We start from the raw sequence: 10377 nt of genomic DNA, 5'->3' as shown, positions 1-10377 counted from the left end.
GCACCGAGCGTGGAGGCGTTGATCGAGTTCGTGCAGACCATGTGCACCCCGTCGTATCTCCAGTCGATGATCTCGTTGACTGCGATCCGGGTGATGTCGAGGGCGGCCAGGATGTTGAGGGCGGCCTCGTCGTAGTGGTACTTGATGTCTTCGGTGACCGGCTCCTCCTCAAGCAGCTTGCGGAACTGCTTGATCGACTCGGCGATCTCCTCGGCGGCCATGCCGGGCACAACCGGGGCGAGCTTGATCGGGACGGGGAGCAGCGTTGCAGCGTACTGGAGGTGATTCAATGCGCGAACGAGTGCGTCGGCCATTTCGTTGACTTGCTGGTCAGGCGTGTTGCCCATGAGAGTGAACCCTTTCTTGGAATTTGCCTGCTGCCGATTAGGAACTGCCATTTCCTTTTCGACATTCTCAGTCTATAGAAAAGGGATCACTATTATCAAGATAATAAGAAATTATTAATCAGATTTCTTGCCCTTTTCTGGTCACCGCACCAGCTCCGCGTTGACGACTCGATCGTCAACGATCCCCCCGACGAACCGCCGCCCCGGCAGATCCTCCACAGCGATACCCAACTGCTCGGCGAGCTCGGCCGCCGACACCCGCAGCGGATCGTCCTGCGAGTGAAGGGCCGTGACCACCACGGCGGCATCCCCGAACAGCGCCAGCACGCGCCCCTCCACGCGTGCCGGCGGCACACCGATCCCAGACGCCGCATCGGGGCCGCGTTCCCAGTCCTCCACGGGCGCTTCCTCCCGCGCAGCCCCGCCCTGGGCTGCGCGTCTACTGCTCAGCTCCTCATCCGCCGCGGCAGTCAGCATCGACGCCGCCGCGGACAGCGCACGCAGCTGCTCCGGTGGCATACCGGCGAGCACGAACTGCATGGCCGCCACGTCGCCACGGTAGGCCCATCCCATCGCGCCTTGAGCTGCCAGGACGCCGCCCACGTTCGCGAAAGCCTTCTGCACGTCGGCGGCGGCCCGGTTGAGTGCCTGCATCCACTCCGGCTGCTCCGTCATCCTCGTCTCCCCCTCCTGCGCCTGCGCCTGTCGTAGCCACTCTTCATCCTGGATCGTGCTCGCCGGCGGGCATCCGCCAGCTCCCGCATCTCGCGCGTGCCCACCAACTCCGCAAACGCCCGGCCGACTGCGGCAAAGCCGAGCATCATCTGCTGGACCATGGGCCGCATCGCGTCCACGAGGGCTTCCAGCCGCCCGCCCAGCCGAGCGAACGCCTGCTGCGCCGCCTCAGTATCGATCGTCAGAACTGGCGGCGCGAGCGGCTCGGGCGGCCCGGCCGGTGAGGTGCCGTCGTTCACGAGGCCGGCCACACGTGCCGCCCTCCTTGCAGGGTCACCTGCAGCGCGTCACGCCTCACGGCGACACCGCCCACCGTAACGGGCAGGTCCTCCTTGCCGCCCTCTACACGCAGTGCTGTCGTGTTCAGGACCACGCTCGCGGGGACCAGGCCCGCCACGTTCACAAGCACGTCCCAGGTCACTTCCGCGCCGCCGAGAGGATGCTCTGTGCCGGACAGTTGAATGCTGGCGTGGACCTCGTACGACCCGTCGTAGCTGCTCATGAGACGTGCGCCTCCTGCTCGTGGTCGTACTCGTCCACCTCATCGGCGTAGTAATCGTCGTGCTCCTCCTGCGTCAGCAGGCGCTCGCAGGACCTGCACTTGAAGTAGCCGTCGTCTTCCCTGTACAGCTCCCTGTCCCGGCAGCGCGGGCAGCGGATCGGCGACCGGCGGCTCGCCGGGTCCGCCTTGGCCATGTTCAGGAGCTTGCGCTCCCAATGCAGCACCTTCCCCCCGAACTCGACCGACCCGGGGTGCAGCAGGATGTTGTCGAGCTCCCCCAGCAAGTACGAGATGGTGATGTTGCGGGCGTGGCTGCCACGCGACGGCAGCGGCCGGAACGGGTGGCCGCGGGCCTCCGCCCAGTAGCCCGCCACCTCGACGAGATCGCCGTACACGTTGTCGAGCAGCTCGATCACCTCCGTGGGGTTGAGAGGCTTCCGGCCAGCGTTCGGGCCTGTGATCACGGCGCTGCGGTGGCCGGTGATGTCCGCGTACAGGACGGCCGCTGTCTCGTTGATCTGGTACAGCGCGCCGCGAATCGCCCGAGGGCAGCGGCGGCACCACACCGGATTCGCGCGGAACACCTGCATCGCGGGCGGCTCCGGCCTGGCCGGCTCGCGCGGCTCGATCGGCGGCGAAGCCAGCGGAGGATGCCAGACCGCAAAAGCGGCCCGGTACATCGAGTGCTTCTCCACGTAGATGTCCATGGCTTCGGCATGATCGATGACCGCCTGGTCGTACTCCTCCCATGCTCGGCGGGCCCTGCGGTTGCACACCCCCGGGCAGGCCAGCGGGTCGATCGGCAATGTAGTACTCCCCGTGATTTCAGGCTGCGATGGCCAGGACGGTTCGGAAGACGGTCATCTGCGCCGGCGCCGATACTCGCGTTTCACCCGCGACGCGGCAGGCCCGGGTCGGCCGGTCGCCAGCATCCAAGCCCACCAGGTGAGCCGGCACCGCGGTGCGTGCAAAACGAGCGTTGTTGCCCCCGCCGGCCACCGCGACGGAGGCGAGAGCCGCGGCAGGTCGTCGAGGATCACCAGGCCGTCATCCACCACATGGCCGACGGCTCGCCACTCGGAGGCGTCCACAACCCACATGCTGCTCATGTCCTCGCCTTCCGGTAGCGGAAGACGAGCTGATCTCCGTCGCCCCTCGTGACTTCGATGGCGTGGCGGTACTCCCAACGGTCGGACAGCTCGGCGCGGAGCCGCTCCATGATCTCGGCGATGTCCTGCTGGTCGGCGGGCAGATCGACGCTGTACTCGACCAGCCCCCAGCGCTGGATGACGGCCACCGGCTACTCCTCCACGTCGTCCAGGTCGAAGCTGTGACAGGAGGTGCCGGTCAGCTCGTACGGCATCGTCGATCTGTTGACGGCCGCCACCACGTGCTCCATCACCACGGCGGCAGCCGCCGGTGTCCTGAAGTCCAAGGTGATCGACACGTGCGGATCAGCCATGCCGGCCTCCGCCGGTGACGTGCCGGATGGGCTGGCCTGCCAGCCCGAGGGCGAATCGGTTCATGCTGCCTCATCTCCTGATGGGTCCGATCGGTAAGTGACGGTGCGGGGCCGCCCGCTCATGGGAGCGTCATCGCGGTGTACGGCGACCAGCCGCAGCCCTGACAGATGGCCAATCCGCCGATGACGCGGCTACCCGAGGCGGCCAGCCCGTAGATCGTCGCGGCGAGCAACTGCCCGTCGGCGCCGCAGCGGGGGCAGCAGGCCGGCCGCAGATCGCCCACCTGCAGCGTGAGCGCCTCGTGTGTCGGCTGGTCTGCATCGTCGTCACCCATCGCTTCCCCCTTCGCCGGTGACCGCCGCGATCTGCTCGGGCACGATGCGGGACAGCCAGCCGGGCCACTGCGCCTGCACCGCGGTGGCCACGGCGGCAGCGAACTGGTCCACGTCCTCGAGGTCGCCGTCGCGGGCCTGCCCGGCGATCAGGTCGAGCACTTCGTCCTGCAACGCCTCGCAGGTGCGGCTGATCACGTCGGCCAGCATCATGCCCTGCTCCGTCGTGATGCGGGCCTGCTGCTCGGCCGTCTCCAGGCCGCCCGCGAGCGGGCCGGCCGGGTCGCCGAACAGGCTGCGCCGGTGCCGCATCGTGACGTCCATGAGCCGGATCATGTCGCCCGGGGACAGCTCGGCCGGGTTCATCGTCGGCAACCGCTGAGCGATCTTCCCGATGCCGGCGCCGAGGATCCGCGCGTCGGCTTCGGCGGCTTTGCGCCGCTCCTCCAGCCACGTCGCCTCGTACAGCTGATCCCGGTGCCGATCCCACGCTTCGGCCCGTTCCCGCCACCGGAGAGCTGCGGCCACGTCGCGCACGTAACGGTCGTTCTTGGTCAGGCTTTCGGCAGCTTTCCGGAGGCTCCGCGATCGGCCCATGTCCCGGTACGTGCAGAACTGGGCGTGGCGGGTGAGGGACTCGTCGGGCTGCCGTTCCCAGGGGTCGAGGTTGGGGTCAAGCTTGAGCGGCCTGAGTTTGCTCATGGAGCGTTATCTCAGGTCAGCAGGGGTGTGGTTGGGTCCGCTGAGGTATTCGCCTGTGAGCCGCTCCAGGAGCTGCCAGCCCTGCCCTGGGTCGATCTCGCCGCGGCCTTCGGCTGCCGCGATGGCCTTGTTGATAGTGACGGCCGCAGTCGCCGGCAGGCTGCGGGCGCCGAGCACGGTTTCCAAACCGACCCGGCCGGTGTGGGAGGCGCTGCCGTCTGGGGCGGTGTAGCCCTCGCGCAGGTCGTCCAGGTGCCGTTCAGCGAGCGTGAGGATGATGTGCAGCGCGGTGGCGACGTTGCCGACCTTGTGGGCAGCGTGCGTCGAGGCGAGCGTGTCCAGCGTCTGCTCGTAGTCGGCGCGGGCCGACAGCCAGCTCTCGTCCTGGCCGAAGCGCGAGGCGTCGAACGCCTCGCGGGCGGCTTCGAGCTCGGGCGGCAGGAAGATCAGGCTCACGGTGGCGAAGTCCAGGTTCGCCTCCGACAGCCCTTCCGGTTGCACTTCGGCGAGCAGGCCCAGCTGCTCATCGTCCAGGCCGGAGTAGGCGCGCCAGTCCACGTCGTCGAGCTGGTCGTACAGGTGCTTCAGCGTGGCCGGATCGTCCTCGCCGGCGATGCTGTTGTGGGACAGCTGGAGGGCGACCAGCTGCTGCGGCGACAGATGCTCCTCGATGAGCATGCAGTCGATCTCATCCAGACCGGCGTCAACGGCGGCGTCACAGCGGTGATTGCCGGACAGGATGAGTTCGTGGCCTTCGTCGTACTCGCCGCCGGAGTAGATGAGCGGGACGCTGGTGAGGCAGCCGTCGCGACGCACATTGGCCACCAGACGGTCGTACTCCTCCTTCCTCATGTAACGGGCGTTCACGGGCAGCCGGGTGAGGGCGCGCGGGTCGCGCGGCACGAACCTCGGCCGGAACTGGGTGGCGGTGCCGCTCACCGTGGGGCTGAACGTGCGGCTGGTGGTGTCCGTCATCGCTGGTCCTTCCCGTGCTTGCGCTTCCACAGCTCCAGGGCCTCATCGAGGGTCCGCTCCCCCATGAGGCCGCCGTACTGCAGCTGGAAGCGGTGGATGCCGTCGGCCGCGGGCTCGGAGCGCTTCTGCAGCCGGACGCCGGGAATGCCTCGCCCGTACTTCGCAGAGTTGGGGCGGTCGGTGAACGCTGTGGTCGACCAGCCGGTGATCCTGCGCGACAGGGAGCGCTGCAGCAGCAGCTGGGCCTCCTTGGTGGTGGCGGCCATCACGATCAGCTTCGCCAGGCGCCTGTACTTCGTCCACGACACCGGGAAGTCGCTCATCAGGTACGCGCAGTCGGGATCGAACTTGGGCGGCAGGTAGGCGAACGCGCCGATCAGCTTCTTGTCGACGGCGACACCGCATGCGAGCAGAGGCGTGCCCGGCAGGATCGTTTTGGACATGAACTGGCTGCGGATCCCAGCGAACTGCCCGCCGCTCAGGACGTGCACGGTCATCCGGTCGCCGAGCTCGTCGCCGGGGCCGATCTTCGGCATGGGGATCGGCTGGGTGGCCTGCCTGGGCCGTACGATCCGGCGCGGCCCGGACGCGGCGTAGACATAGATGGGCAGGCCGCGGTTGGCCGTCTGCACCACGCCGGCCAGATGGGAGCGCAGCTCGGGCCGCTCGATGTGCAGGCCGAGCATCCAGTGCGGCCGGTCGCGCACCTGGGCGATGATCTGCTCCTTGCCGTCCTCGTCCAGCTCGGCGAAGTCGGGGGCCGGCCAGTTGAAGCAGTCGTCCAGGGACGCGAACTGGGCCTGGTAGTCCTTGCTGTAGAACGGCGGGAACATGACCACGGGCGCGTCGGCCGGGACCACGTGGGCCAGGTAGTCGCGGGCGTCACCGGCGAAGTAGGAGCCGAGCCGCACGGTCAGGTTGCGCAGCTTGGCCGCCGTCTTGTCGTGCATGCGCGGCCACTGTTCGCGGGTCGCCTCGATCATCCGCCGGTAGTACGGACCTTCCCTGCCGACCCACGCAAGGAACCGCGTGCCGAGCATGAGGGTGGCGAGGAGGTCTGTGGGGTCGTCCAGGAAGGGCCTGAGCCAGCCTAAGACGTCCTCGTATTCGTCGCGAAGGGTGAAGGAGAGGGGTTGACCTGCCAGCCACCAGCCGAGAGCGCATGAGTACGCCTGGACGTCGTTGCCGTGGATGCGACGGGCCGCCCCGAACCTGGCGTGCAGTACCCGTTCGAGGGTGAAGTTCCCGCTGCAGCCGACGTAGATGTCCTGGTCGGCGGGCCACTGGCCAGCGTGCTCGTACACGATGGACCGCATCGCGGCAGGGATCGATCCGTGGAACATGTCGGCCTCCCGGCGCGAGGCGGCGTACAGAGCGCCGGCCAGGAGTTGAACCTGATCCTCCCCGCCGGTAGCGGGGCGTGCTGCTGTTACACCTCCGGCGCATGTAACCGGCGGTAACACCAGCCGATCAGGGCTGATGCTAGCCGATCATGGGCGCGGCGCGCGACGCGCACCGGTGGGCGGCACGAAGAAGGGACCGGCACCGTCTGGTGCCGGACCCTTGGAGGCGGGTGTCAGCGGCTGGTGGCGGCCTGGGCGCGGGCCTCGAAATCGCTCTTGGCTCCGACCCTGATGACGAGCCCGGCCAGGACTTCAAGGTCTCCGGCGCTCATGCCCTCAAGCACGGCCTGCTCGGCAGGGCTGAGGCGGCCGGCGTGCTCGGTGATGATGGCGAGGCTCTGGCTGGCGTTCATGGTGACCTCCGTGGCGGTGGTAGCGGGTAGTTCCGATCGGTTGCTGCCAGCGGGTCGGCCCGCACCGTAGGGTGCGGGCCGAATCCCGTCAGAGGTCTTCGCCCAGCTCCCGCAGCCTTGCCGACAGCCGCTCGATCTCGGCCTGCGCGTCGTCCGCGTCCGTGACCCGGCCGGCCTGGACTGCCGCGGTGTACGCTCCGGCCGCCTCAGTGCGCTCGTTGTACAGGTTTTCGATCAGCTGCTCGTTTGCGTCCATCGCCTTCGCCTTCGTGATCTGTGGTGAATCGCAATTTCTTATATCATAATCATAACTTTTTATGATCTTCCCGTATATAGGTTTGAGCCTTTGAGCTGCAGAAATGTCGAAATGAGGAGCCAGACCCGGGCCGGCACCCGGCGTGACAGCGCATGCTTCCTCGTGGCGGGACCGGCCCAGCAGGCGGTGGCGCGGTGGCCTCCGCGCGGTGCGGGGTTCGACGGTCGCCCGTCAGCGGCCCGCCTGCCGGTTGCTCAGCGAGGCGGCCCACAGGGCTTGCGAGTTCTGCACCCGCTTGATCACAGCTTCCAGCGTCATCGCGTCCATGCTCGCCACGACCTCCTCTCGGAACTGGCGGTATCGCTCGGTCGCCTGGTGGTGCAGCCTCTCCCGGAGCCGCAGCTCGGGGTTCCGGTGGCGCTGGCCAGGAGAAGCAAGGCGTCTTCAACGGCCTGCGGTAAGCCTTCGGGGGGCGGGGGTGCCAAGCACTCGGCACAGCCGCATCATGGCGGCCCCCTCCAGATACGTCTCCCGCGCGTCACGCACGGCCGGGTTGGTGGCCAGCCAGGCGAGCAGGTCGGCGACGAGCCGCTCGGGCGTGGTGCCGAGGCTGGGGGCGCCGCCGATGTGATCGGTGGCGCCCCCACGTGCTTGCCGGTCGGATTGCGTTCGTACGCCATCGCCGACCGGTCCGGAGGTTGATGCCGACGATCCGGCATGCCTCCTTGTTACTCAAGCCCTGCTGCACGAGCCGCAAGTATGCCGCTCTCTCACGGGAAAGAGCCCTGCGTCCCCGAGTGCGCTCCCGGTCCTCCCGGATCTCGAAGTCCATCGCATCCCCTCATCTGGGGTGTTGCGACGACCACGAGAAGGAGGGTGCAGGCCGAGGGCCGAAACGAGCCGATCAGCGGAAATCGACTGCGAGGCTTGTTGCCCGTGCACCCTTCACTCGAATCTGATCAAGTTGGCATCCCAATTCTGTTGCACTTGGAAGTTCTTGCTCCAGAGTTGCACCTTGGCCCCGTTTCCTTGCACGCTGATGTCTCGGTCGAGGACCATCGTGGGGAAGAGCTCGCTGTAAGTGCTTAAATCGGGCAACGGCTTCCTCCTCCACATCTGCTGAAGAGTGCCATTGCAAGTCCAAAGTTGCACCACAGTCGCGTTGCCGCCGCCGAAGAAGTCCGCGTCCAGGCACATGCCGCGGAATCGCACGCTTTCGAGTGACGAGGCCGGATTGCCGCTGCGCTCGATCCACTGCTGCTGGGGACTGCCGTTGCAGGTCCACACCTGGACTCTTGTGCGGTTGCCCCCGCCGAAGAAGTCCGCGTCCAGGCACTGTACTCCAGCCGTGTCCGCGAATTTGCTGACAAAGGTATAGACAGCGCGCAATGTAGTAGTGCGGCCCTGCGTGCCTGCGCCGGAGCTAGCGAGTGCCGAAGCGGGTACGAACGTGACCGTTGCGAGTACTGCGACAGTAGCTGCCGAACGAATACGCATGACGCCTCCTGGGAAATGTAATCGATTTTCTATCGACTGCCATGTAGGTGCCCCGTGGCAATACTGACCGACCTACCTCGTCTATGCCAGGGCGAATGGATGATCCTTTGTCCTGATTCCGATCCGCCCATTCCTGCAAGTCGAGAATGCGCGCCCTTGCTGCGACGTTGGCGATCGCTGAGGCCAGCCCCGGCCGTGCTGGGGAGCGCGCAGGATGGGCGCGGCCCGCTCGTCGCCGTCACCGCGCCGCTCCGGCCAGGTCCGCCGCCGCCTGCTCGTCGAGCGGCTCCAGCATCCACACGCTCGTGTCCGCCTCGGCCGCCAAGGCGACCGCGCGCCGCCCGGCCGCCAGGATCTCGCTGGTGCGCGCGGTGGCCCGGCCGACCAAATGCTGCTCTGTCCACGGCGTGCGTGGCCTGCCCGACGCGGTCTGTCCCTCGCCGCGGGCCACCGCAGTGGAGGCGAGGTAATCCCGAACCAGCTCGTACAGGACCACCGCGGCGTCAACCGCCGCCGCGGTGTCGCCGGCGGCTTCCGCCCACGCGGCGTCGAGCCCGGCCAGGATCATCGCCATGGACAGGCGCTCGGTGAACGGCCGGCCGAGCTCGAGTTCAGCCCACCGGTAGTCGGCCGCCAGCGCTGGGCGCAGCGCCGCCGCCAGCATCAGGTCTTCCAGCGAGGCCAGCACGCACAGCGAGCAGGACAGCCGGCTGAGCCCCCACCTGTACCCGGCGTGGGGTCTGAGACCTGCCTCCTTGATCTCGTCCCACACGTCCTGGATGGTCCAGTCTCGCAACGGCAGCCACCGTGTGATCCGCCGGTTGCCAGACGAGTGCCGCTCATTGACGCTTGCGATCGGCTGGGCGGCCCGGCCGCTGCTTTCCTCGCCGCGCAGGCCGAGGCAGTACAGGACCTCCACCGGCCGATCGGCGGGCACGCCGAGCTGGTTCCAGAACTCGGTGACCGCCTCGGTGATCCAGGTCATCGACGGACCCGACTTCAGGTCACTCGTGCACCAACGGGCGTTGTTGCCCGGCCACTTGCGACGTGGACCGAGCAGCAGCCCCCATAGGCCGTCGTGGCGGCTGCGCACGACGACCTCGAACCCGCAGGCCGCGGCGTGCTCGCGGACGGCGGCCTCAACGCCCCACCATTCGACCGGCGCGCCGGACCGTGTGACGCCCAGCGTGTTGTGCAGGACGACGACTCGGCCGCGGTACTTCTGCTGGCGGATCAACTTCGCCACGTACGCCAGCAGCGCCAGGCTGTCCTTGCCGGCGCTGCTGCAGATCACGATCAGGTCGTAGGGGAGCAGGTTCATCGCCGACCCGACTTGGCGCGTGTCGGCGGCCAGGCCGAGCGGGAGTTGCACAGCCGACCGCCGTACGGTCCTTTTCTGGGCGGCGGTCCGCGAGCGCGTATGCCTGGCAGCGTCGGCCTTGAAGGTGTCCACCGCGTTCTGGTCGTAGCGGCTGCCGGCGGCCGTGCTCATTCGTCGGCTTCCTCCTCGCGCAGGAAGTCCGGGGTGGGGCGGCCGGGCGCGAACTGGACGAATATCTGGAGCAGGTCAGCGAACGTCGCGTCGTCCAGCAGGAGGTGACCGCCGGACTCAAAGAGGTCGCCGAAGTCCTTGTAGTAGCAGGCAAGCCAGCCGTCAGGGCTGTCGTTGCCGGTGCTGTGGGAGCCACGGGTGATGCCGATGAGTCCGCCCGCGGGGAGGCGGACGAAAACGACCATCGTGGCGCCGCCCGTGTCCTCGGCGTACCAGTCGAGTCCTTCCACCTGGCCCAGAAGGTCGCACAGGGGTAAGAG

16 protein-coding genes and 1 pseudogene are annotated in these 10377 nt (G+C 67.7%); all 17 read right to left on the bottom strand.

Annotation, left to right across the window (positions count from 1 at the left end; all coding sequences use genetic code 11):
- Positions 1–347, bottom strand: a 347-nt coding sequence (locus ABD844_RS52430) for a hypothetical protein (protein ID WP_344897676.1), incomplete at its 3' end; no start/stop codon positions are given.
- Between the two features lie 141 nt (positions 348–488).
- The gene (locus tag ABD844_RS52425; RefSeq protein WP_344897673.1) at positions 489–1022 is read right to left on the bottom strand and encodes a hypothetical protein; all 534 of its coding nucleotides are present in this window, start codon (positions 1020–1022) and stop codon (positions 489–491) included.
- The gene (locus ABD844_RS52420; RefSeq protein WP_344897670.1) at positions 1019–1333 is read right to left on the bottom strand and encodes a hypothetical protein; all 315 of its coding nucleotides are present in this window, start codon (positions 1331–1333) and stop codon (positions 1019–1021) included. The genes ABD844_RS52425 and ABD844_RS52420 overlap by 4 nt, the downstream gene beginning before the upstream one ends.
- The gene (locus ABD844_RS52415; RefSeq protein WP_344897667.1) at positions 1318–1584 is read right to left on the bottom strand and encodes a hypothetical protein; all 267 of its coding nucleotides are present in this window, start codon (positions 1582–1584) and stop codon (positions 1318–1320) included. Before ABD844_RS52415 ends, ABD844_RS52420 begins: the two co-directional genes overlap by 16 nt.
- Complete coding sequence (locus ABD844_RS52410) at positions 1581–2390, bottom strand: hypothetical protein (protein ID WP_344897664.1); 810 nt, start codon at positions 2388–2390, stop codon at positions 1581–1583. Before ABD844_RS52410 ends, ABD844_RS52415 begins: the two co-directional genes overlap by 4 nt.
- Before the next feature lie 299 nt (positions 2391–2689).
- Complete coding sequence (locus tag ABD844_RS52405) at positions 2690–2881, bottom strand: hypothetical protein (protein ID WP_344897661.1); 192 nt, start codon at positions 2879–2881, stop codon at positions 2690–2692.
- Positions 2882–2884: 3 nt separating this feature from the next.
- Positions 2885–3046 (bottom strand): hypothetical protein, encoded by a 162-nt coding sequence (locus tag ABD844_RS52400; RefSeq protein WP_344897658.1) that lies wholly within the window; start codon positions 3044–3046, stop codon positions 2885–2887.
- Positions 3047–3165: 119 nt separating this feature from the next.
- Entirely contained in the window at positions 3166–3381 is a 216-nt protein-coding gene (locus tag ABD844_RS52395; protein ID WP_344897655.1) for a hypothetical protein, read from the bottom strand.
- On the bottom strand, positions 3374–4081 hold the full coding sequence (locus tag ABD844_RS52390; protein WP_344897652.1) for a hypothetical protein: 708 nt from the start codon (positions 4079–4081) through the stop codon (positions 3374–3376). Before ABD844_RS52390 ends, ABD844_RS52395 begins: the two co-directional genes overlap by 8 nt.
- Positions 4082–4087: 6 nt before the next feature.
- Entirely contained in the window at positions 4088–5020 is a 933-nt protein-coding gene (locus ABD844_RS52385) for a ParB N-terminal domain-containing protein (protein ID WP_344897649.1), read from the bottom strand.
- A gap of 32 nt (positions 5021–5052) precedes the next feature.
- Positions 5053–6399 carry a putative antirestriction adenine methyltransferase gene (locus ABD844_RS52380; RefSeq protein ID WP_344897646.1) on the bottom strand — a complete coding sequence of 449 codons (1347 nt, stop codon included), beginning with the start codon at positions 6397–6399 and terminating at the stop codon, positions 5053–5055.
- 233 nt (positions 6400–6632) lie between these two features.
- Complete coding sequence (locus ABD844_RS52375) at positions 6633–6812, bottom strand: hypothetical protein (protein WP_344897643.1); 180 nt, start codon at positions 6810–6812, stop codon at positions 6633–6635.
- 88 nt (positions 6813–6900) lie between these two features.
- Positions 6901–7068 carry a hypothetical protein gene (locus ABD844_RS52370; protein ID WP_344897640.1) on the bottom strand — a complete coding sequence of 56 codons (168 nt, stop codon included), beginning with the start codon at positions 7066–7068 and terminating at the stop codon, positions 6901–6903.
- A gap of 611 nt (positions 7069–7679) precedes the next feature.
- Positions 7680–7900 (bottom strand): annotated as a pseudogene (locus ABD844_RS52365) (helix-turn-helix domain-containing protein); the annotation flags it as partial.
- 113 nt (positions 7901–8013) lie between these two features.
- Positions 8014–8565 (bottom strand): RICIN domain-containing protein, encoded by a 552-nt coding sequence (locus tag ABD844_RS52360; protein WP_344897634.1) that lies wholly within the window; start codon positions 8563–8565, stop codon positions 8014–8016.
- 238 nt (positions 8566–8803) lie between these two features.
- Positions 8804–10057, bottom strand: coding sequence for a phosphoadenosine phosphosulfate reductase domain-containing protein (locus ABD844_RS52355; RefSeq protein WP_344897631.1), 1254 nt, complete (start codon positions 10055–10057; stop codon positions 8804–8806).
- Positions 10054–10377 (bottom strand): hypothetical protein (locus ABD844_RS52350; RefSeq protein WP_344897628.1); only part of this gene is annotated, 324 nt, incomplete at its 5' end. The genes ABD844_RS52350 and ABD844_RS52355, both read right to left, overlap by 4 nt.

It is taken from the genome of Nonomuraea antimicrobica, from assembly GCF_039536965.1.
Taxonomy (GTDB): Bacteria; Actinomycetota; Actinomycetes; order Streptosporangiales; family Streptosporangiaceae; genus Nonomuraea; species Nonomuraea antimicrobica.
This window is presented reverse-complemented; position numbering and strand designations above follow the sequence as displayed.